18 protein-coding genes are annotated in these 22,412 nt (G+C 67.4%); 7 read left to right on the forward strand and 11 right to left on the reverse strand.

Features of this window, described 5'->3' with window-relative positions; genetic code table 11:
- Positions 1 to 2: 2 nt before the first annotated feature.
- From AB0J09_RS12260 to AB0J09_RS12280, 5 genes are all read right to left on the reverse strand, one after another.
- Complete coding sequence (locus AB0J09_RS12260) at positions 3 to 812, reverse strand: carbohydrate ABC transporter permease (RefSeq protein WP_360689138.1); 810 nt, start codon at positions 810 to 812, stop codon at positions 3 to 5.
- Complete coding sequence (locus AB0J09_RS12265; protein WP_360689139.1) at positions 809 to 1,723, reverse strand: sugar ABC transporter permease; 915 nt, start codon at positions 1,721 to 1,723, stop codon at positions 809 to 811. Before AB0J09_RS12265 ends, AB0J09_RS12260 begins: the two co-directional genes overlap by 4 nt.
- Positions 1,723 to 3,057 (reverse strand): ABC transporter substrate-binding protein, encoded by a 1,335-nt coding sequence (locus tag AB0J09_RS12270; RefSeq protein WP_360689141.1) that lies wholly within the window; start codon positions 3,055 to 3,057, stop codon positions 1,723 to 1,725. The genes AB0J09_RS12265 and AB0J09_RS12270 overlap by 1 nt, the downstream gene beginning before the upstream one ends.
- Before the next feature lie 171 nt (positions 3,058 to 3,228).
- The gene (locus AB0J09_RS12275) at positions 3,229 to 5,061 is read right to left on the reverse strand and encodes an ABC transporter ATP-binding protein (protein ID WP_360689143.1); all 1,833 of its coding nucleotides are present in this window, start codon (positions 5,059 to 5,061) and stop codon (positions 3,229 to 3,231) included.
- Positions 5,061 to 6,896: an ABC transporter ATP-binding protein gene (locus tag AB0J09_RS12280; protein ID WP_360689145.1), complete on the reverse strand. Its 1,836-nt coding sequence runs from the start codon at positions 6,894 to 6,896 to the stop codon at positions 5,061 to 5,063. The genes AB0J09_RS12275 and AB0J09_RS12280 overlap by 1 nt, the downstream gene beginning before the upstream one ends.
- Positions 6,897 to 7,117: 221 nt before the next feature.
- On the opposite strand from AB0J09_RS12280, the gene AB0J09_RS12285 reads away from it, so the two are divergent.
- The 3 genes from AB0J09_RS12285 to AB0J09_RS12295 all read left to right on the forward strand — a co-directional run bounded on the left by AB0J09_RS12285 (position 7,118) and on the right by AB0J09_RS12295 (position 9,959).
- Positions 7,118 to 7,348 (forward strand): hypothetical protein, encoded by a 231-nt coding sequence (locus tag AB0J09_RS12285; protein ID WP_360689147.1) that lies wholly within the window; start codon positions 7,118 to 7,120, stop codon positions 7,346 to 7,348.
- Positions 7,348 to 9,423, forward strand: a complete 2,076-nt coding sequence (locus tag AB0J09_RS12290; RefSeq protein WP_360689149.1) for a DUF6571 family protein — start codon at positions 7,348 to 7,350, stop codon at positions 9,421 to 9,423. Before AB0J09_RS12285 ends, AB0J09_RS12290 begins: the two co-directional genes overlap by 1 nt.
- 95 nt (positions 9,424 to 9,518) lie before the next feature.
- Positions 9,519 to 9,959 carry a hypothetical protein gene (locus tag AB0J09_RS12295; RefSeq protein WP_360689151.1) on the forward strand — a complete coding sequence of 147 codons (441 nt, stop codon included), beginning with the start codon at positions 9,519 to 9,521 and terminating at the stop codon, positions 9,957 to 9,959.
- 1 nt (position 9,960) lies between these two features.
- Here AB0J09_RS12295 and AB0J09_RS12300 read toward each other — a convergent pair whose 3' ends face one another.
- From AB0J09_RS12300 to AB0J09_RS12310, 3 genes are all read right to left on the reverse strand, one after another.
- Entirely contained in the window at positions 9,961 to 10,392 is a 432-nt protein-coding gene (locus AB0J09_RS12300; RefSeq protein WP_360689153.1) for a TIGR03618 family F420-dependent PPOX class oxidoreductase, read from the reverse strand.
- Positions 10,393 to 10,403: 11 nt separating this feature from the next.
- Entirely contained in the window at positions 10,404 to 11,828 is a 1,425-nt protein-coding gene (locus AB0J09_RS12305) for a DHA2 family efflux MFS transporter permease subunit (protein WP_360689154.1), read from the reverse strand.
- Between the two features lie 71 nt (positions 11,829 to 11,899).
- The gene (locus AB0J09_RS12310) at positions 11,900 to 12,379 is read right to left on the reverse strand and encodes a MarR family winged helix-turn-helix transcriptional regulator (RefSeq protein ID WP_360689156.1); all 480 of its coding nucleotides are present in this window, start codon (positions 12,377 to 12,379) and stop codon (positions 11,900 to 11,902) included.
- 99 nt (positions 12,380 to 12,478) lie between these two features.
- Here AB0J09_RS12310 and AB0J09_RS12315 point away from each other — a divergent pair, with 99 nt between their 5' ends.
- Genes AB0J09_RS12315 through AB0J09_RS12330 form a run of 4 tightly spaced genes read left to right on the forward strand, consistent with a single transcriptional unit; the run spans position 12,479 to position 15,677 of the window.
- Positions 12,479 to 13,363: an alpha/beta hydrolase gene (locus AB0J09_RS12315; RefSeq protein ID WP_360689158.1), complete on the forward strand. Its 885-nt coding sequence runs from the start codon at positions 12,479 to 12,481 to the stop codon at positions 13,361 to 13,363.
- Entirely contained in the window at positions 13,360 to 14,625 is a 1,266-nt protein-coding gene (locus AB0J09_RS12320; RefSeq protein WP_360689160.1) for an MFS transporter, read from the forward strand. The genes AB0J09_RS12315 and AB0J09_RS12320 overlap by 4 nt, the downstream gene beginning before the upstream one ends.
- A gap of 40 nt (positions 14,626 to 14,665) precedes the next feature.
- Positions 14,666 to 14,995, forward strand: coding sequence for a hypothetical protein (locus AB0J09_RS12325; protein WP_360689162.1), 330 nt, complete (start codon positions 14,666 to 14,668; stop codon positions 14,993 to 14,995).
- Positions 14,979 to 15,677, forward strand: coding sequence for a hypothetical protein (locus AB0J09_RS12330; protein WP_360689164.1), 699 nt, complete (start codon positions 14,979 to 14,981; stop codon positions 15,675 to 15,677). Before AB0J09_RS12325 ends, AB0J09_RS12330 begins: the two co-directional genes overlap by 17 nt.
- Before the next feature lie 11 nt (positions 15,678 to 15,688).
- Here AB0J09_RS12330 and AB0J09_RS12335 read toward each other — a convergent pair whose 3' ends face one another.
- From AB0J09_RS12335 to AB0J09_RS12345, 3 genes are all read right to left on the reverse strand, one after another.
- Positions 15,689 to 16,129 (reverse strand): YbaB/EbfC family nucleoid-associated protein, encoded by a 441-nt coding sequence (locus AB0J09_RS12335; protein WP_360689166.1) that lies wholly within the window; start codon positions 16,127 to 16,129, stop codon positions 15,689 to 15,691.
- A gap of 99 nt (positions 16,130 to 16,228) precedes the next feature.
- Complete coding sequence (locus AB0J09_RS12340) at positions 16,229 to 19,153, reverse strand: BTAD domain-containing putative transcriptional regulator (RefSeq protein WP_360689172.1); 2,925 nt, start codon at positions 19,151 to 19,153, stop codon at positions 16,229 to 16,231.
- Positions 19,154 to 19,210: 57 nt separating this feature from the next.
- Positions 19,211 to 22,204: a carbohydrate-binding protein gene (locus tag AB0J09_RS12345; RefSeq protein ID WP_360689168.1), complete on the reverse strand. Its 2,994-nt coding sequence runs from the start codon at positions 22,202 to 22,204 to the stop codon at positions 19,211 to 19,213.
- Between the last annotated feature and the right edge of the window lie 208 nt (positions 22,205 to 22,412).

Genomic DNA, 22,412 nt, shown 5'->3' on the forward strand with positions numbered 1-22,412 from the left:
TATCAGCCTTTCAAGCCACTACGAGAGATGCCTTCGATGACGTACCGCTGGGTCAGCGCGAACAGGATCAGCACCGGAACGCTCGCCAGCACGGCACCCGCCATGATCACGGGATAGTCGATCGTGTACGCGCCCTGCAGGATGGACAGCCCAGGCGGCAGGGTGAAGTAGTCGGGACTGAAGATCACGAAGACCGGCCAGATGAAGTCGTTCCAGTTGCTCATGAAGCTGAGCACCGCCAGCGTGGCCAGCGCGGGCTTCGACAGCGGCAGCGTGACCCGCAGGAAGATGTGCCAGTGGTTGGCCCCTTCCATGAGCGCCGCCTCGTCCAGCTCGCGCGGCAGCCCGAGGAAGAACTGCCGCAGGAAGAACACCCCGAACGCGCCCGCAGCCCCCGGCACGATCAGCGCGGTCAGGCTGTCCAACCAGCCCAACTGGTCGATGATCAGGAACTGCGGGATGAGGAAGACGAACCCGGGCACCAGCAGCGTCCCCACGATGACGCCGAACATCAGCCTCTTGCCCGGGAACTCCAGCCTGGCCAGCGCGTACGCGGCCAGCGACGAGACGAGCAGGACGAGCAGCATGTGCCCGGTGGCGGCGATCAGGCTGTTGAGGAACCAGCGCAGCACCGGCGTCTGCGTGGTGCCCTCGAAGAGCCTGCCGTAGGCGTCGGTGGCCGGCTCGGCGGGCCACAGCGTGGGCGGCACCCGCGTGGCCTCGGTCTTGCTCTTGAACGAGGTGCCGAGCGCCCACAGCAGCGGCGCCACGAAGACCACGGCCAGCGCGACGAGGACCGTGTAACGTCTCACGACCGCCCCCTGAAGAGCCGGAAGTTGAGCACGCTGACGACGATCAGGGCGAGCGTGAGGACGTAGCTCATCGCGGAGGCGCTGCCCATCTTGTACTGGCTGAGCCCCACGTCGAGGATGTAGTAGATCGCGGTCCTGGTCTCCCCGCCCGGCGCGCCCTGGGTCAGCAGGTACGACTGCCCGAACATGTTGGCCGAGGCCAGGATCGTCGTGGTCACCACGAACAACGCCACGGGCCGCAGCCCGGGCAACGTCACGTGCCGGAACTCGGCCCACCGCCCGGCCCCGTCCACTTTGGCGGCGTCGTACAGCTCGCGAGGGATGTCCTGCATCCCCGCCAGATAGATCACCCCGTTGAACCCCAGCGTCCACCACACGGTGACGCCCACGAGGGCGACCCACCCCCACGGCAGTGCGGTCGTCCACGCGATGTCGGTGCCGAGCAGCCAGTCGATGAGGCCGAGGTTCGGGTCAAGCAACAGCCGCCACATCAGGCAGACGACCGCCACCCCCAGCACGTACGGGGCGAAGAACAGCCCCCGGAAGAACGTCCGCCCCCGGAACGGCCGGTTGAGCAGCAGCGCGATCCCGAGCGGCAGCACCACCAGGAACGGCACGCTGAACAACGTGAAGATCCCGGTGGCCCGCATCGACGTCCAGAAGTCGTCATAGACGGCCGACGAGGAGTCGAAGAGGGCGGAGTAGTTCTCCAGGCCGACGAACGGCTTGCCTTCGAGCAGGTAGTCCCAGTCGTGGAGGCTCACCCAGATCCCGAAGACGGCCGGCGCCAGCACGAAGACGCCGAAGAGCACGAGGTACGGCGCCATGAAGAGGTAAGGCGTGGCCCGCCCGGACCAGGTGAGCGCTTCGGATCTGGCCTTCCGGGCTGTTGTGACGGTGAGCGTGACCATCAGGCGCCGTACTTCTTCCGGTTCTGCTCGAGAATCTTGTCCGCCTTGGCGGCCGCCTCGGTGAGCGCGTCCTTCGGGCTCTTCTTCAGCAGGATCGCCGCGTTGACCGCCTGGTCGACGACCGCCGAGGCATCCCCGATCCCCGCCACGGACGGCAGGAAGTACAGGTAGTCGATCTGGGAGCCGATCGCCGCCTGCTCCTTCAGCGCCTTGAACTCGGCGCTCTCGCGGATGGACTTGCGCGCCGGGACCTGACCCGCCTTGGCCCACTCGATCGAGTGGCCGCTGATCCAGTTGATGAACACCTTGGCCGCGGAGAGCTTGTTCTGGTCGGGCTTGCGCTGCTTGAAGACGACGAACTGGTGCGAGCCCGCCCAGGCGGAGGGCTGCGTGCCGATCTGCGGCAGCGGCGCCACGCCCCACTCCAGGCCCTTGACCTCGCGCAGCGTGTTGATGGACCAGATGCCGTTCCAGTTGAAGGCGGCCTTGCCGTTCTGCAGGGCGATGAAGTCGGCGTCCTGGCCCACGTTCTTGGGGCTGTAGCCCTTGTTGACCAGGTCGACGAGCCAGGTCAGCGCCTGCACGCCGGGCTCCTCGGCGAAGCGCGACACGCTCGCGTCGTCGGCGAACAGCCGGCCGCCGTTCTGGTGCAGCAGGGTGCCGAACTGCATGCTCCCGGTGAACGGGAACGGCGTCGCCCAGTGCCCCTGGATGCCGGCCTTCTTGAGCTTCTCGAGGGCGGCCAGGTACTCCTCACCGTTCTTGGGCGGATTGTCCGGATCGAGCCCGGCCTTCTCCATGACCGTCTTGTTGTAGAACATGCCGAGCGGGTGCACGTCCAGCGGGATGGAGTAACGCGCGCCCTTGTACACGCCGGCCTGCCAGACCGGCGGCGAGAAGTCGGCCTCGGTCAGGTTGAGCGCCTTCGCCACGTCGTCGAGCGGCAGGACCACCTGCCGGGCGGCGTTGGTGGCCACGCTGTCGACGTGCATGATGCCGATGTCCGGGCCCTGACCTGCGGAGACGGCGGCCGGAACCTTCGCGTAGTAGTCCGACCACTGGTAGACGTTCATGGTGACTTTGATGTTCGGGTGCTCGCCGTTGAACTGATCGACCAGCCGCTTCATGAACGGGCCGTCCCCGCCCGTGAAGCCGTTCCAGAACGCCAGGGAGACGGCGGGGCCCGTGTAGGTCGTGGGGGCGGCCGTCGCCTGCGCGCCCGTCTGCTGCTGCCCCGCCTGCCGCGGCCCTCCGCCCCCGCCGCATCCGGTGAGGACCAGAGCGCCGAGACCGAGACCGAGCGCGCGCCGCCGGGTGAGGTTATCCAGGGACATCTGCATCACACTCCTGCTGCCCTTGTGGTGATGCCTCGTTCTACATCGTTGTATCTAACGTTGTAAACAGCAGCGGAGCGGTTGTTACATCGTTGTAAATCGAGTGCCTGCCCCGCGGGGCAGGCATCGCGGGCCTACCCGTAGGTAGGCCGCCCGAGCCGGGACCGGTGGTCAGCAGGCTTCGCCGCCGGCGACGGAGACGAAGCCGGTGCCGGCCCGGTAGTTGGGCGACTGGTGGCGGAAGTAGGTGTTGTAGACCTCGCAGTAGCGACCCCCGCGAGCCAGCAGGGTCGCGTGGTCGCCCTCCTCCACGATCCGCCCGTGGTCCAGCACGATGATGCGGTCGACGTGCTCGATGGTGGACAGCCGGTGCGCGATGACAATGGACGTCCGCCCGGCCAGCACCAGATCCAGCCCCTCCTGGATCTGCGCCTCGGTCAGCGGGTCGACGCTGGCCGTGGCCTCGTCCAGCACCACGATCGCCGGATCCTGGATCAGCAGCCGGGCCAGCGCGACGAGCTGCCGCTGCCCCATGGACAGAGCACGCCCGTGCTCGCCCACATCCGTCTGCAGGCCGTTGGGCAGCGCGTCGATCCAGTCGCCACCGCCGACCGCCGCCGCGGCCGCGCGCACCTCCTCGTCGCTCGCGTCCGGTCTCGGGTAGCGGATGTTGTCGGCGACCGTGCCGCTGAACAAGAACGGCGCCTGCGGCACCGCACCGATCTGCCGGCGGTAGTCCCCCAGCTCCAAGGTGCGGATGTCGCGCCCGTCGATCAGCAGCCGGCCTTCCTGGAACTCGTAGAACCGGGTGATCAGCTTGCTGAGCGTCGACTTGCCCGCGCCGGTGTGGCCCACGAGCGCCACGGTCTCCCCGGCCTTGATGAGCAGGTCGAAGTCGCGCAACACCGGGTGCTCGGGGTCGTACCCGAAGGTGACGCCCTGGAACTCGATGCGGCCCGCCAGCCGCCCCGGAGGCTCGGCCGCGGTCTGCACCACGCGCGGCGGGGCGTCGATCAGCGCGAAGACCCGCTCGGACGCGGACAGGCCCTGCTGGAACTGGGACCAGAACGCGGCGATGGACGTCAGCGGGAACCAGAAGAGCGACACTCCTTGCAGGAACAGGTACCAGTCGCCGGCGGACAGACCACCGTCGAGCACCGCCGAGCCGCCCAGCTGGACGAGGCCCACCGTCGCGAGCCCGGCCACGAGGAACAGCACGGGGAAGATGGTGGAGAAGACGAATCCCTGCCTGAGCGTCACCTGGTAGCTCTGCTGGTTGATGGGCCGGAACTCGTCGTAGACCTGCCGCTCCTGGCGGAAGTTCTTCGCGATCGCGATGCCGCCCATGGTCTCCTGCAGGTTGGCGTTGACCCGGCTCAGCGAGCGCTGCGCCCTACGGGTGCTGACCCTGGCCAGGCGCCGGAAGAGCAGCGCGAAACCCACCACGATCGGCACCACCAGCAGCGTCAGCAGGGCCAGCTCGACACTGCGCACGAACAGCAGGACCGTCACGAAGACCACCATCAGGGTCTGGCTGATCAGGTCCATCGTCAACGTGGACACGGTGGCGAAGTCGTCGGTGTCGGACGTCACCCGGCTGACGATCTTGCCGGACGGCGTCTCGTCGTAGAACGACAGGTCACGCTCCAGCACCGCGTCGAACGCGTCCTCACGCAGCCGCAGCACCACATCCCCGGTGACCCGCGCGCTGTTCTTCTGCCGGATGTAGTTGAACACCCACGACAGCCCGCCGGTGACCAGGATGCCCGCCGTGAGCAGCCAGCCCACCTGGCCGATCGTCCCATCGGCGAGCGCGTCGACCGCCAGGCTCCCCAGCGTGGGGATGGCCGCCTGGCTCGCCGACATCAGCACGATCATGGTGGCGACCAGCACCATCGCCCCCAGCTTCGGCCGGAAGTACGAGATGATCCGGCGCAGCAGGTCGCGGTCGCTGTAAGCGCGGTCGTAGTCCTCGGCGTCGAGGCCGTCCATGATGAAGCCCATCAGCGCACCCCTCCCTGCTCCACGGCCAGGACCCCGCCCTCGGCGCCCTCTCCGTCCATCTCCACCTCGTCGTAGTGCGCGAAGATCCGGCGGTAGAGGCGGCTACGTGTGATCAGCTCGTCGTGCGTGCCGAAGTCGACGACCTCGCCCCGCCGTAGCAGCAGCACCTTGTCCGCCCACCGGATCTGCGACAGGCGATGGGTGATCAGCAAAGTCGTACGCCCCTCGAGGATGCGCCCGATCGCCTGCTGGATCTTGTCTTCCGTCGCGGAGTCGATGGCGCTGGTCGAGTCGTCGAGCACGAGGATCGCCGGATCGGTCAGCAGGGCCCGCGCGATGGCCAGCCGCTGGCGCTGCCCTCCGGAGAGGGTGACCCCACGCTCCCCGATGACGGTGTCGTAGCCGTCGTCCAGCTCGGCGATGAACTCGGCGGCCTGAGCGTCCTCCGCCGCCCTCACCACGGCCTCGTGATCGGCCCGCTGCCCCAGGCTGAAGGCGATGTTCTCGGTCACGGACCGGGAGAACAGCACGATGTCCTGCTCGATGGTGGAGATCTGCGACCGCAGCGAGTCCAGGTCCCAGTCGCGCACGTCCACGCCGTCGACGAGAATCCGCCCGGACGTGACGTCGTAGATCCGCGGCACCAGCTTGGTCACCGTGCTCTTGCCCGACCCGGTCTCGCCGACGATCGCCACCGTCTCCCCCGGCCGCACGGTGAACGTCACCCCGCGCAGCACCGGATCCCCGTCGTCCTCGTAGCCGAACGTCACGTCCTCGAAGACGATCTCCCCGCTGATCGGTGCGGCGTGCCCGTCCGCCCGCTGCTCGATCTCGCTCTCCGAGGTCATGATGCCGAGGATCCTCCGCGCGGAGACGATGCCGATCTGCATCAGCGAGAACGTGAAGATCGACATCTGCGTCGGGAACCCGAGCATGCCCATGAGCCCCATGAACGCCACCAGCTCCCCGATGGTGATCGCCCCGGTGCTCTGGAGATAGAGGGCGTGCCACAACGCCCCCGCCATGGCGAAGGAGAACAGCAGGGTCGGCAGGTAGCGGGCCTGCACCAGCCCGTTCTTGACGAACGAGTCACGATAGCGCCGCGCGTTGGCCCGGAAGCGCCGCCGCTCCTGCCCCTCCTGCGCGGTCACCTTGATCACCTCGATGCCCCGCACGGCCTGGTTGAGCCCCGCGTTGAGGTCGCCGAACTGCTCCCGCATGCGCGTCGCCACGGGGTTGAGCTGCTTCATGTAGCGCCAGAGCGCGAACGCGAACACCACCGCGAACACCCCGGGCGCCAGCAGCAGCCGCAGGTCGATCGCCCCGATGAAGAAGAGAGGCACCAACCCGGTGAGCCCCGAGTCCACGATCAGGTCGGCCCCGGGCGTGATCATGATGGAGAGCTGCCGGATGTCGTTGGCGGCCCTGGCCATCAGATCGCCGACCCGCTGCCGGTTGTGGAAGGTCTGGCTCTTGCCGAGCAGGCTCACGTAAAGCTCGTCACGCGCGTCCCGCTCCAGCCGCTTGGCCAGCACCTCGCTCGACAGCCGGGCGACGAGATCGAACAGCCCCCTGGCCGCCACGATCGCCAGCAACGCCAGCGCGATCAGCCCGAGCGCGTCCAGCGGCTCGCCCCGTTTGCCCAGGACGGCGTCGAAGGCGTCACCGGTGAACTGCGGCACCATGGCGTTGAGCACCACCATGACCAGCGATCCGCCGAGGAACCCGAGCAGGTGCAGGGGGTGGCGGCGCAGATGGGACCCGAGCCAGCGCACCGGGCCGCCCCGGTTGTAGCGCGGCCCGGAGACGGAGAACTCCGAACTGCTGGTGGTCACGAGCAGGCCTCCCCCGAGCGCGAGCTGGCAGTATCGAACCTGCTTTCTACCACCGGCCACCGACAGTTTCCCAGTGCTTTTCCGCGGCCCCGGGGATGCTCCCGGACAGGACCACATCCATATCCGTTCGGTGTTTTACCCGGCACCGCCTCACGCTCCGCCCAAGGTGTCGTTACGCTTCGAATTGCCAACTGTCCGTCAGCAGATCCAGGGGATCGAGGATGGCGACGCAGGAGCAGATCGACGCCGCCCGCCGGCAGATCGAGCGATTGCGTGATCAGCACGGTGGCGACATACGCGTTCTGATCCAGGTCATAGACGCCGGCGCGATCAAGGGCCCTGCCGCTGACGAGCTGCTGCGCGAGGTGCACGGCTGGGAGCAGGCGTACAGAGGCCTGTTCAGCCGCGCCTTGGGCATGCTGGACACGCTCCACCCGGACGAGGCGGGCTGATGGGGCCCAAACCATCGCTGATCGGCATCGAGCCGACGCTGATGACCCAGCTCATCTCCACGATGAAGCGTCTCAGCCAGACCGTTCCCGAGGTGGGCGCCCAGGTCGACAAGGCGCTGAGCACGCTCAAGCTGTCCCTGTACGGCCCGGGCACCGCACGCGACATCGGCCACCGGATCGGCACGAAGGTCCCCGACCTGCAGCGGCGGCTCGATCTGATGCTCGCCGCGCAGAAGGTCGCCCTCGACACGTCACATAACTTGTGGGCCGACGAGTCCAAATGGCTGTCCGCCACGCCCGCGGAAGGCGCCGCCACGGCCAAGCGCCTGGCCGACGCCCTGCGTACCGGGATGAAGCACGGCGGCACGATCGACGACAAGACCCTCGCCGAGCTGCAGCAGCACCAGGACGACCCATATTTCGCCGTGGCCTTCGCCACCCAGATGCCGCCCCAGGAGCTCAAGCAGCTGCTCACGTCGCTCTACCGCCACCACACCACCTCGGCGGGCGCGGACCCCGACGCGCTGGCCCAGCAGGACAAGCTCGCCACCGCCCTCAGCACCATCCTCGGCACCGCCTCACGCGGCGCGGGCGACATGAAGCTGCCGAAAGGCTACGGCGACCAGCTGCTGGAGCACCTCGACACCCCCGAGACGGCATTCGCCCTCAACAAGCTCCTGCGGCACGGCAAGTTCGACGACGCCTTCCTGCGCGACCTGGCCAACAAGATCTACGACTACGAACGCCAGCAACCGCAGAGCTCGCTGTACTGGCGCAACATCATGCCCGCCACCCAGCCGGCCAACGACCTCCCGGCGGCACAGAAGGACCCGATGGCCGCCGTCGCGGGCGCCCTGGCCAACAACCCCAGAGTCGCCCAGGACTTCTTCACCGACCCCCAGCGCAAACCACTCGACTACCTGATGCGCGAGCGCGTCTGGTACGAAGCCACGGACAGCGACCTCGGCCGGGCACTCGAGGCGGCCACGACCACGTTCCGCGACCACGACCTGCCACCGGGGGAATCACGCGGCTACAAGTCGGCGCTGATCGCCTCCTGGGCGATGCGTTTCTGGAGCAACCCCGCCGTCCAGTCCAACCTGCGCGACACCCGTCAGAACGTGGCCAACATCCTCGCCTCGTACATGAGCGACCTGCATCGCACGTCGATGGACCGGTCGCGCCATGACGCCGGTGTCAGGCTCGTTCCCGATCCGGACCGTCAACTTCTGGGCCTGCAGCCCTATGGCGCCGAGCTGGACCGCGAGGGGATCACCGGTGTGATGAGGTGGGCCTTCGAGGATTCCGCGGCGTTGAAGACCGTGGTGATGGCCCACGGACAGTACAGCATCGACGTCCTGAACGAACGCGCCGCCGAGCTCGCCGAGCAGAACCGCGCCGACTTCGAGAAGTGGCACAAGGCGCACCCAGAGGCGACTGCCAGCGAGATCGACGACCACCGCCAGAAGATCCTGGAAGATCAGATGGCAGGGGCCGGCGGAGCGGAGTTCAGCACGGCTGTGACCGGCCTCAGCAGGACCCTCTACATGATCACCGATGCGGGAAACATCGCCAACATCACCAAGGCGGACGCACATGACAAGATGTTCGGCGCCTTCAAGGATGCGATCACCAGCGTGGCCGATTTGATTCCCGGTCCCCAGGGCAAGATCGCCGGACTTCTCTTCGGCAAGGGCAAATCTCAGGTATACGGACAGTTCACCGTCAGTGACGGCGCGGCGGCACGCAGCCAGGCAGGCACCACACTCGGCCAGAGCATCGACATGTTCACCGACATCACGGCGGATGTGATGATGCGGCACGGGCTCTTCGGCGACGGGGACGTCCCCGCCGAGACGCACCCATACTCGTCCATCAACTATCCGCGCGGCTCGGAAGGCGACTTCCTGGACGGCAACAAGATCGTGCCGTGGAGCGAGATGGACCAGTCGCAGCGCGACGCCTACAACGAATGGCTCCACCTCGCGGACACGGGACGAGTCTTGCGCGATCCCACCAGAGCCGTCGAAGAGGGCTTCCATCAGGCAACGAATTCCGGAGGGCCAGGCGGATGAGAGCATTCTTCTCCCATGCCCTGCTGGTGATAGCCATGATTGCCGTATCGGCCTGTTCCTCCTCTCCGCCCCCTGACACGCGTCCACTGGGCAACGTGACGACGCAGCCGCAGGAATGTGGCCTGATCTCCAGGGAGGCCATCATCCGCGCCACCGGGCTGCAGGACTACAGCGCCTCCGGCAGCCAGCCGGGCGAGTCCTTCGAGCGTTGCGTCATTACGCAGACGCAGAGTCAGAAGTTGGGCGCCCAACTATCGATCGAGCTGCACAACCCGTCGCCCTTCACGGTCGAGGAGCTGGAGAGTACCAAGAGAATCGACAAGGGGACGGATCTGCCGGCCGGGCTCGGTCCCGGGTTCACCGCTCGGACCGAGGGCAAGAACGGGCCGAGCACATACGCCTTCGCCTGGACGGATGACGCCCGCATGATGCTGTCCATTTGGATCGTCCCAGGCGCCCCCGGCCGAGACCCGCGGGCGGACGCCATCGAGTTCGTCCGCCAGCTCAAGCCCATCCTCCTATCCACCCCCAAATAGGTCACGGAATGTCCAGGGCCGTCCCATACAGGCGGGAGACCTTGATCCTGATCACCACACGCCCCTCCCCCGCCTGCCGCTCCAGATAGGCGGCCGGATCAGCCTGATCGCCCGCGAAGGCCAGCAGTTCCTCAGCGCTGCCCGACACCTCGGCCTCGCCCTCGGCCACCGCGAAGGACCAAACGTCCGGCCCGCTCACGTGAAGCGCGACGTGCGGATCGTTGCGCACCTGCCGGGCCTTGAGCCGGTCGGCCGTCGTGGAGATCCGGATGACCCGTTCAGCGGGGTCCCACCGGTAGAGGACGGTGGACATGGCGGGGTGGCCGCTGCGCTTCACCGTCGCGAGCACGCCGAACTGCTGCTCGCCGAGGAGCTTCACCAGCTCCTCCTCGGTCAGCGACCGGGGGGCGGGCCCTGACTGGTTCTCGTTCATGTGCTCTCCCATCAGACTGCGACCTGCTCGGGCTCCGGAGCGGGAGCGGGGGCGGGACGGCGCAGTACGGCGAGGCTGATGAGAAGGGCGGCCGTGAGGAGCCCGGCGGAGACGGTGAAGGCCAGCCGGTACCCGCCCGTAAGCGCCGCCGCCTCGGTGGCCCCGGAGGCGAGCAGGACGCCGGTGCGCGAGGCGGCGAGCGTGGACAGTACGGCGACGCCGAGCGCCATGCCGATCTGCTGAGTGGTGTTGAACAGCCCGGACGCCAGCCCCGCGTCGTCGGCCTTGGCGCCGGACATGCCCAGCGTGGTCAGCGCGGGAAGCACCAACCCGCCGCCCGCGATGAGCAGCATCACGGGGAGCAGGTCGACCGCGTACGAAGCCTGCACCGGCACCCGGGTGAGCCAGCCCATCGCCCCCATCAGCAGCACCAGGCCGGCCACCAGGACGGCGCGCGCCCCGAAGCGGTTGTTGAGCCGGGCGGAGACGAACAGCGACACCCCGCCGATGGCCACCGCCGCGGGAAGCATCGCCAGCCCCGTGGCGAGGGCGCCGTAGCCGAGGACCTTCTGCATGTAGAGGGCGACGATGATCTGGAAGGCGAACATGCCCGACAGCGCCAGCATCTGCACCAGGTTGGCGCCCGAGACGTTGCGCGAGCGGAAGATGCGCAGCGGCATGAGTGGAGTACGCGCGGTCGCCTGGCGGACGAGGAACGCGGCCAGCAGGACGAGCGACACGGCGCCGAGGCCCAGCGTGTGGGCGGCCAGCCAGCCGTACTCCTCGACCTTGACGACGGTGTAGATCCCCAGCATCAGCCCCGCGGTCACCAGCACGGCGCCGAGGACGTCGGCACCCGCGGCCAGGCCCACTCCCTTGTCAGCCGGGAGAGCCTTGATCGCCAGCGCGACGGTGGCCAGCCCGATCGGCACGTTGATGAAGAAGATCCAGTGCCAGCTGAGCGCATCGGTGAGCACCCCGCCCAGCACCTGGCCGATCGAGGCCCCGGCCGCGCCGGTGAAGCTGAAGACACCGATGGCCCTGGCCCGCTCAGCAGGCTCGGTGAACAGCGTCACCAGGATGCCCAGCACCACCGCCGAGGCCATCGCGCTGCCCACCCCCTGCAGGAAACGCGCGGTGATCAGCAGGCCGGGGCCGGTGGCCGCCCCGGCCAGCAGGGAGGCGGCGGTGAAGACCGCGTTGCCGGCCAGGAACATCTTCTTCCGGCCGATGAGGTCGCCGAGCCGTCCGGCCAGCAGCAACAATCCGCCGAACGCGATCAGGTACGCATTGACGGTCCAGCTCAGCCCGGCGGGAGTGAAGCCCAGGTCGCGCTGCATCGAGGGCATGGCCACGGTCACGATGCTGCCGTCGAGGATCGTCATCAACATCGCGGCGGAAAGCACGATGAGGGCACGGAGTTTGGAATACGACATGGTCTCTCCTGTTCAGACGCAACAAGAGAAACCGTAGCAGATAGTTTTGTTGTAGACGATCCCTTGCGGACCTACTGTCGTGCTCGCCGTGCCGGGCGCGGCGCCTCCGCCGGGGTGGCGAGGTGCCCTTCGACCAGCCGGTTCATGGCACGGAGCAGCACCTCGCGCTCGTCCTTCGGCAGCGCGTCGAGAGCCTTGCGGTGAACGCCGTCCACGATCTGCTGGCTGCGCTCGGCGACTTCCCGGCCCTTCTCGGTGACCGCGATGATCCTGGCCCGCCGGTCGGTGCTGGACGGGCGGCGCTCGGCAAGCCCGGCCTTCTCCAGGGCGTCCACCGTGACCACCATCGTGGTCTTGTCCATGTCGCCGATCTCCGCGAGCTGGATCTGGGTGCGCTCCTCCTCGATTGCGTGGACCAGCACGCAGTGCATGCGGGCGGTCAGCCCGATCTCGGCGAGCTCCGCCGCCATCTGGGTACGCAGGACGTGGCTGGTGTGGTCGAGCAGGAACGACAGGTCGGGCTCCGCGCGTGATGGCGCCATGGCGGTCATGCACCCATTCTAGTTTCGTTGCGGATTATCTTTACCGGGCCCAGTGCAAGGTCCGATATCCGCCGTTCATCCGCCTCAAGCTTGGCGAAGATGAACGCCATGATTGAACATCCCCCCGGCCAGGCGTACGAGCTCCGCGGCCGTCGCATCTGGGTGGAGCAGCACGGAGAGGGCGACGCCGTCCTGCTGCTCGCGGGGCTGGGCCCCGCGGGCTCACATGTGATCTTCCACCCGCACTTCGACGCCCTGGCAGCGGATCACAGGGTGATCTACATGGACCTGTACGGCCGCGGCCGCTCCGGCCGTCCCCAGGACCTCGCCGAGATCACCTTCGCCGATGACGTCGCCGACGTGGCCGCGCTGCTCGAACAGCTGGGCCCCGTACACCTGTACGGCTTTTCGTACGGCGGCCTGATCGCGCAGGCGATCGCCCTGGACCATCCCGCCATGGCGCGTACCGTCACCCTGGCCAACACCCTGCACAGCCCCGAGATGTGGCAGCTCAACCACGCCAACATCAACCGTGAGCTGGCCACTCAGTTCCCCGAGGTGTGGGAGCGGATCCAGGCGCTGCGGCTGGACGGACTGCGCTCCACCGACGGGCCGCTCAGGCAGGAGTTCGCCAAGGCGGCGGCTCTGGTCCGGTTCTACCATCCCGCCGGCGCCGCCCTGCTGGCCGACGAGCCCGGTGCCAGGAACCAGGAGCTGTACCCGATCTTCTGTGGCGACGACGTCGACTTCGTGATCGGGGGTGAGGTGGCCAGGATCCCGGACTTCCGGCCCCGGCTCAAGGAGATCGGCGTTCCCCTGATGGTGCTGGCCGGCCGCTACGACCGGGCGTTGCATCCGGCGCTGCAGCGTGACTTCCAGCGCTTCGCACCCCAGGCCCGTTTCCACATGTTGGAGCGCAGCGGCTCGTTCGGCCATGTCGAGGAGACGGAAACCGTCCACTCGCTGCTGCGTGACTTCTGGCAGAAGGCATGACCTCCCCGCCGAAGTCGGTGGAGCTTGGGCAGCCGACGGCACGCCGCGACTTCGGGCTGCTGTGGGCCGGGCAGTCGTTGTCGTTGTTCGGGGACCAGTTCATGACGCTGGCGCTGCCCCTGCTCGCGGTGACGGTGCTGGGTGCGACTCCGGCCCAGGCGGCGCTGCTGCCGTTCGCCCTGTTCCTGCCCTTCCTGCCGCTCGGCCTGCCGGCGGGCGCCATCGTGGACCGGCTGCCGCGCCGTACCGTCATGCTGGTCTGTGACGGCGTGCAGATGATCGCGTTCGGCGCGATCTGGGTCTCGGCGGTCACCGGCGTTCTCAACTTTCCCCTGCTGTTCGCCCTGGTCCTGCTGAGCGGTTGCGCGGTGGTGTTCTTCCAGGTCGCGTACACCTCATATCTGCCCGGGCTCTTCCCCGACCCGGGCCGGCTGCACACCGGCAACACCCGCCTGGCGCTGTCGGAGTCCACCGCCAAGGCGGTCGGGCCGATGGCCGCGGGGCCGGTCATCGGGGTGCTCGGCGTGGCCGGCGCACTCCTCGCCAACACGCTCAGCTTCGCCGCCTCGTTCGTGACGCTTGTCATGATCCGGCACCGGGAGGCGCCGCCCGCCGTCACCGTGCGAGAGCGGGGCTGGGTACGGCGAGACGTCGCGACCGGGCTCAGATTCGCGCTCGGACACCCGATTCTGGAGCCGGTCCTTGCCTGCGGCACCGTTTATCTCCTGTTCCTGTCCATGGTCGAGACCAGCCTGGTCCTGTACTGCCGCAACGTCCTGGGGCTGTCCCCGCAGTGGATCGGGATCGTGGTGGGCGCCGCCGCGGCCGGCTACCCGATCGGCAACCTGGCCTCGGCCGTCCTCATCAGGCGTCTCGGCAGTCCGCGCGCGCTCATGCTCGCCGCCACCGTGTCGGTGCTGGGCATCGTGGCCATGCCGGTACTCGGAGCGCACGGCAGCCTGGGAGCCGCCGGCCTGGTCATAGGCAGCATCGTGCACTGCGTGGGCGAGGGCGCGTTCAACCCCACCTCACTGACCCTGCGCCAGACGCAGACTCCGCCCGAGCTCCTCGGCCGGGTAGCCGCTGTGCAGCGGTTCCTGCTGTGGGGCGCGGTCGCGCTGGGGTCCCTGCTCGCCTCCGCCGCCACCGCGCTCGGCGGGCTCGAGGCGACGGTGTGGATCGGCGCGCTCGGCACGATCTTGTGCCTCCCCGCTCTCCTCCGCCGCGGCATCCGCACCGCCACGCTCACCCGGCACGGCTAGTATGTCCAGTCAAGTTATGGATCACGTACTTGGAGCAGTCTTGAGCCAAGACGAAGCAGCACGTATCCACCGTCTATCAGCGATCAGAGCACTGGGCGACGCTCTCGTTGACGACGTCGAAGGCACCTCCCCGGTGTCGCACCTGGACCAGGTCAGCGACTTCCCCGAGAACATGCGCATGGGGCCGTGGGCCATGGGGGTGCTCGGATGGCCCTTGACCAAGGAGCACGACAAGATCGTCGGCTACGCGGAGAACACGGTCTACAGCACGATCGAAGGCCTGCACGACGATCGGGACCGGCTGCACATGGTGGCCGACAACATCCAGACAGTGGAGAACAGGAACGTGGAAAATGTCCGGCGGCTTTAAGATCCCCGTCCCCGGCGGGACTCCGGACCCATTCCAGCCGGGCGATGAGGGCGGCGACCTCAAGCTGATGCAGTACTCCACTCTTGCCACGTACGCGTTCGCCGCGCTGATCTTTCCCGTGTTCGAGCGGACGGTGGTCGGGTACGGGCTGTCGGTGCCGGCCGACCCGCAGGTGATGCACAGGGCAGCGGATGGCTGGAGCGCCTTCGGAGACGGCGTCTACGCCGCGGGCATGACAACGCAGGAGCAGCACGACAGCGTGTCCTCGGCGAGCTGGCAGGCGCTGGAGCGAGAGCTTTACGGGCAGAAGGTCACCGGCTACGCCATGGAGTCGAACGCCGCGTCCGACTCCGCCCACAGCCTCTCGTGGATGCTCAGAGTGGTGGCCAACCTCTGGACGGCGTACATCTACCTCCACGTGGGCATCGCGAGTCTGTCGATGGCCACCGTGGCCAAGGCCGTACTCGTGGGGCCGGGACGGGTGTACTACGCGTGGGAGGCGCTCTCGGAGGCGATGAATGCCGAGAAGAGGGTCATCGAGCTGCGGAACTTCGTGCTCAGGACCGTGCTGGGTCTGGCCCTGAAGTACGGGGCCGTGTGGATGACCGAGCGCAGCCTCACGGACGGCCTCAAGCCGCAGTTCGCAGCCGGGCGCCCCAGCACCGGCACCGCCGAGGTCTGACCACGCACGGCTCAGTAGCCGAGCTTCTTACGCATGCGGTCCAACTCGCCCATCGCGTCGCCCATCATCCGGTCGAAGGCCTGTTGCGCCTCGGCCACCTTCGCCCGGGCGGTGTCCGGGTCGCCCATGGCGCGGCTCAGTCCTCCGAGCGAACCTGTCATGATCGCGGACAGCTGGCGCTGAAGGTCGGCATCGGCGTCGCGGATGGCTGCGAGGATAGCCGCGGACATCTCGTGGACGCTCATCCGCTTCGCCCTCGGATCGATGTCCAGCCGACTCACGCCGTCCTGAGCGGTGCACTCGACCGCGATGAGACCGTCAGCGGCCGTGGCCCGGCCGACCGCCGCCGCGACCCCTTTCTGCGCCTCGGCGAAGTCGGCCACCCGTCGTTCGGAATCCCGCAGGAACGCCTCGACATCGATGTTCGCGAAATTTCCGAGCGGGTCGTCCACGTGCTTGCCTCCATCCACGTACGTTCTTCACGGACGGTAATAGCACAGGTATGTTTCCCGGCAGTTTCCCAGCGGTCGGGGCCTCGGTAGAACTCCCTCTCAGGCTCGGTCAGCCGTTTGGAATGACTCTTCTCGCAGGGCGTCGAGTCTGTCCTGTACCTGCTTCATCTGCGCGGTGTCGTGCTGGTCCCGGTAGATGGCGAGCGCCTCGCTCCAGACTCGGACGGCTTCGGCGCGACAGCCGAGGACGCGGTACGCGTCGCCGAGGCGGGAGAGAGTTCCGGCCTCTGTGCTGGCATTGCCGCTCTCGCGGCGCAACGTCAGGGCGCGTTGGTAGTAGCCGAGAGCTTGAGCGTGATGACCGGTGTTGTGGGCGATATAGCCGAGACTGTCGAGAGTCGCCGCCTCGCCGAGCCGGTCGTCATGGCGGCGGAGCAGGGCAAGCGCCTCCTCGCAATGCATCTGGGCCTGGGCGAAGTCGGCACGCATCGCGTGGAACCAGCCCAGGGAATTGAGGACGTTGGCTTCCCCCAAGGCGTCGCCTACGTCCTTGTACAGTCGCAGCGCGTGTTCCAGATGGAACAGCGTCGGCTCATACTCCTTCCGGCCCGCCAAGGCCAGCGCGAGCGTATGGCGAGCAGTAGCCTGACCGGCGATGTTTCCGGATCGCTCAGACAGGGCCAGAGCTTCGCCCAAATGGGTCAGCGACTCCGCGTGGTGCCCCGCTCGGCCGCAGGCGCGACCGAGCAACAGGTGGACCAGGGCGTGGGCGTCCGGATCGTCCAGGTGTTCAACGGCACTCAACGCCGTGCGCCATACCGAAACGCAGTTCGGGAGCAGGTTGTGGGCCAGATGGAAGGTGTCGAGCGTCCAGGCCAGTTGCCATGCGGCGACGTGCAGTCCATGCTCGACGGCCAGCCGCTGAGCAGCGAGCAGGCAGGGGTGCTCGGCTCTGAACCAGGCCTGGGCCGCCGCCGCGTCCGCCAACGCGTGCGGAAGGCAACCAGGAGCCGGCATATCCACCTCGATGACGTTCCGGCGCTGAGGGGAGAGCAGACGATCGGCCGCGTACGACGTATGCAGGAAGAAGTCCACCAGGCGGCGCACTGCGGCGGCGCGCTCATCCACGCTCAGGTCGACGGATGCGCGTTCGATGGCGTACAGGCGGACGAGATCGTGCATCCTGTAACGGCCTTGGACATGCTGATGCAGCAGATGGGCCGTTTCCAGAGCACGCAGCAGAGTGCGGGTGTGAGCGACCGGGTGTCCGATGAGGTTGGCCGCGGCCTGCAGGCTTATGTCCGGTCCTGGCGCCAGGCCCAGATAGGCGAAGGCCTCGGCTGCCCCAGGGGACAGCACGTGACAGGAAGAGCCGAAGATCTCTCGCAGGTCGGTGTCGAGTTCGCCGGTCTGCAGAGCGTCCAACCGGGTGTTCTCTGCCTGCAGTTCTTCCGCCAGCGCGGTGAGGGGAAGGTCGGCGCTGATGGTGGCTCGTGCGGCGACGATGCCCAGGGCGAGCGGCAGCCCGGCGCACGCCTTAATGATGTCGTCCACCGCCTCGCGTTCGGCGGCCAGCCGGTCCTGTCCCAGGCGGCGTTTCAGTAGGCGGCCGGCCTGAGCGTTGGAGAGCGGTGCCAGCCGCAGCAAGTGGGCGCCCTCTGCCGCGATCAGACCGGTGAGTACATTTCGGCTGGTCACCAGGGCGAGGCTGGCCGGTGACGGCGGTAACAGCGGACGCACCTGATCCGGCTCTCGGGCGTTGTCCAGGAGGATGAGCACCCGCCGACCGGCCAGCAGACTCCGATAGAGCCCGATCTGTTCATCGAAGGTGGCGGGCATCCGGTGGTGGAGCGGCTGGAGAAACCCCAGCAGGATCCGTACCGCATCCGTCGCCGGCATGGGTGTCGCGGCCGGGCTGAACCCGCGGAGGTCCACGTAGAGCTGGCCGTCGGGGAAGCGGTCGCGCACCCCGTGGGCCCAGTGCACGGCGAGCGAGGTCTTTCCGACCCCGCCCGTGCCGCTGATCACGCATGTCATGGCGGTGGGTGACGGCTCGTCGCCCGGGATCGGGAGAAGCCCGTCCAGGGTGGCCAGTTCGGTCTCCCTGCCGCTGAAGTGCTTGACGTCCGACGGGAGTTGACTAGGCGACGTCCACGGTGCCGGCCCGCGCACTGGCGCGGTGCCGGCCAGGACGGCGGCGTGGAGCTGCTGGAGCTCTTCGCTGGGTTCGATGCCCAACTCGTCGATGAGCACCGAGCGGACGTGCCGGAAGACCTCAAGCGCTTTGTCCCGTTGCCCCGCCCGTGAATGCGCGAGCATGAGCAGCCCCCAGGCGCGCTCGTGCAGCGGCTGCTCGGTGACGAAAGGGCGGAGGTCTTCGATCACCTCCGTGGGCCGGCCGAGAGCGAGCTTCGCTTCTGCCCAGTCCAGTCTCGCCGCTGTCAGCCGTTCTTCCACTTCGGTCATGCGGGCGAGCATGGAACCGGCGAGCTTGGTGCCTTCGGCGAGCTTTCCCCGCCACATCGACAGGGCTTTTTCGAACTGGCAGGCGGCAGCGTCGACATCGCCTTGCTCGGCCCTGTCCCGCGCCAGCCGTATCGCCTCCTCGAACTCCAGGAGATCCACCTCTTCGACGCGCGCCTCGAAGAGGTAGCCCGTCTCCTTGGTGAGAAGCCGCGTGCCGGGCGGCAGCGCCTTGCGTAGCTGAGCGACATAGGTCTGCAGGTTGGCGATGGCCGAGGCGGGAGGATCTTCCCAGAGCGCCTCCACCAACCGTTCTCTGGAAACCGGCGTGTTGACGTTGAGTAGGAGGCTGGCGAGCAGGGCACGCTGCATGCCTGTCAGGTGAACCTGCCGGCCATCGGGCCGGCAAACTCGCACGGGGCCCAAGACGTTGTAAGTGGCATCGGCCAAAGCCCCGCTCCTCGCTTGTGGTGACTCTGTGGCGCACTTGTGGCGTCTGCGCCGATTGTTGCCCACGAGGCGGATGACGGTCGAGAGGAGAAGGACAGGAAGACCGAACATCGCCAGCGCGCCGGACACCGCAAGCCCGTATCCACAGATACGTGACGAATCGCGCGGTCAGTTCAACGAGAGCCGATCGACGTTGGGGCCTCCGTTCGACGTGGTGGCCGTGGCCCGGATCTTGTTCACCCCCTGTATGAGATCGGCGGCGACGGTGACGGTCTGCCAGGTGGACCAGTCGCCGGTGCCGTTGAAGTCGCGGGTGACGGTGGTGCCGTTCACCGCGATGGTCATCGGCCGGTTCGTCGTGGTGCCGTTGGCGAAGCGGAATTCCAGGGTGACCGGGCCGGCCGGGGCGGCGTTCACCGTCCACTCGACGTAGCTGCCCGTCACGTTGTCGTAGTTCACGAACCCTGTGCCGGTGAAGCCCGCGTGGTTGGACTCCACCACGCCCTGCGAGATCGTCGCGTCCTCCGCCTGGTACACGGCGGGGCCACTGCCGGGCGGCCCGGTCGGAACGGTGAGTGTCGCTGTGTTCCACCCGGACACCCGCACGCTCGGGGAACCGGCCAGGTCGGAGGCCCGGTAGGTGGCGGTGAGCGTCTTGGATTCACCCGGCCAGAGGCTGATCGCGTTGTCCGACCACTGGATCGGCAGCACCGGCTTGCCCGCGGCGTCCACCACGTCGGCGTCCAGCATGAAGGCGGGGATCACACCGGTGCCGGTGTTCTTGATCGTCACGGTGACGTTGCCCGCGGAGGGCGCGGAGGCGGTGGCGGTGATCGGGGACTGAGCCAGGCCGTTGAGGCCGGTCAGGTTGGCGTAGCGGGAGGTTGGGACGTAGTACCAGTCGTTGTTCGCCCAGTCGATCACGTCGTCCGACGTGGACAACCAGTAGACGTTGCGGTCGATTTCCTGGCCGTTGCGGAGCAGCGTCAGCCGTACCAGATATGTCGTGGAAAGACCGCTGATGGCCGGTATGGTCACCGCGGTGGCCTTGCCCCCGTCGGCGGGAACGCTGACGGGGGCCGTGTTGGTGTACTTGGAGGATCCGTCCGTGTTGAACACGTCGGTCTTGACGGTCAGGCCCGAGGCGGCCGAGATGCCGGAGTTGACCACGACGACGGATTTATTGTCGTACGAGTACTGCACGTGCAACGGTCTGTTGGCCTCACGGGCGCCCCAGTAGGAGCCGCCCTGGTCCAGGTAGTAGTCGAAGAGCTGCCAGTGGAGCGACGACCAGCCGCTGTTGAGCATCCAGTAGATGACGCCCGTGGACGGGTTGGTCGAGTCGGTGAAGTTACGGCCATAGGCCTCGAACTGCGCTCGGACCGCCTCGTACTGGGCGAGCTGCGCCTTCTTCACGTAGTCCGCCAGCCCGGACGGCACGCCGTACCTGCCTCTGAGGGCGTTGTGGTAGATCGTCAGGTTGTTGAACGTGCTCGACGGCGAGCGGTGGTACTGCGTCCCGCTCGGGTTCTGCCAGAGCGAGTCGATCTGCGCGGAGGTCATCATCCGCTTGAGCGAGTCGAGCGTCGGGATGTCGGGACCTGCGCTGGTCTCGGAGTTGAAACCGAACGCCCCGCCTTCGCGCTTGTTGTACCAGTAGCTCGGCGGCACCCAGTCGTACGGACCGGGCATCTTCATGCCCGAGTTGCCCAGCTGCGGGCTGGACTTGTCGGAGGCCACGGGCACGATCGGCAGCTGCCACTCGGCGGCCGTGAGGGCGTCGAGGTAGTTGGTCTCCTTCTGCGCCGATGGCGGGTTGTCCGAGCCGATCAGGAACGAGATCACGCTGGGATGGTTGCGTAACCGTGTGGCTTCCGCCTGCATGGACGCCTTGGCGATCGGATAGTCGGAGCTGCTGAACGTGCCTTCCCATTTGTCGCAGCATTCCCAGCCGGGCATGGTCAGAATGCCGTACCTGTCGGCAAGGTCGTAAAGCTCATCGGTGTCCAGGTGGCCTTCGACGCGGATCGTGTTGAGACCGAGGTCCCGCACGTAGCGGATCTTGTCTTCCAGGTAGCCCAGGTTCTTGCGGAGGAAGATGTCGGGAGACCATCCACCACCTCTGATCAGGATCGGCCTGCCGTTGATCTTGTAGAAGCGGCGGCCGCCGGCGTTCTTGCCCGACTCCACCTTGCGAACGCCGAAGCGCTGGGTCAGCGTGTCGCTCTCCACTCCCCCGACCGTCGCCGTGAGGTTCAGGTCGTAGAGCGGTTGGGCGCCCATCGTGTGCGGCCACCACACCTGCGGGTTGGCGAGCGTCTGGTTGAACGTGATCCGCTTGGTCTGGTTCGCGGCCAGCGCGACGTCCTGGGAGAACTCGAGCGAGCCGATCGTCCCCTTCACCGTGGCGGTCACCGCGCTGCCCGTGCCGTTGCGGACGTCGGCCTTGATCGTGAGGTCGGCACGGTCGAGCGCCGGCACCGCCAGGTTCGTGATCACATGCGCGTCGCGGAGCGACACGTCGGCGCTGCGCCTGATCAGGACGTCACGGAAGATGCCCATGTTGTCGTCGCGCGGCAGCTGCACCCAGTCGATCCAGCCGACGGTGAGGTGGTTGTCAGGGTTGTTCGGGTTGACGCGGAAGGCCACGGAGTTGACGCCCGGGTGCACCAGAGCGGTGACGTCCCGCTCGTGCCTGGTGTATGCCCCCGCCACCTGGGCGGCGGTGGCGACCTGGGTGCCGTTCACCCACACGTCTGCGCTGGAGATCACACCGCTGACGTCGAGAAACGTCCGTAACCCGGACTCGTTGCCCAGAGCGAAGTCGGAGCGGTACCACCATGGCACGTCGAAGTCCGCCGTCGGGATCGACTGCATGTTCGTGGAGTAGAACGGGTCCGGATAGACGTTGTTCTGCAGCAACCCGGCCAGGACGGTGGAGCGGGGGCCGACCGGATACCAGCCATTGGCCGCGTAGCCGGGCGTGGAGATCGTGGCGCCGGAGTCCGACACCTTCGCCGACGACTGGATCTTGTATCCCGTCAGGGCGGTCGTTGCCGGTATGGCCTGCGCCTTCTGGGATGCGGCCAGGGCCGCGCCTCCGGCGTTCACCAGCAATGCGCAGGTCGACAGCAAGATGAGGATGAGCCGAGAGCGCGCCACGGGGCCTCCCAAGGCCGATCTATTCGTTAATAAACCTTCTTAACAAATAAGCTGGACCTCGTAAATGCCCAAATTTCTGGACACCTCGGATCAGCAACCACACCCATCCCCCGCCGGTGCGCGCTGGAATTCGATCTCCTGGCCGTCCGGACTCTGGACGCCGAACCGGTCGGAATCCTTCCGGACGACGTCCCAACCGGTGAGTTTG

Origin of the sequence: Nonomuraea sp. NPDC049784 (assembly GCF_040659615.1) — a bacterium.
Classification (GTDB): domain Bacteria; phylum Actinomycetota; class Actinomycetes; order Streptosporangiales; family Streptosporangiaceae; genus Nonomuraea.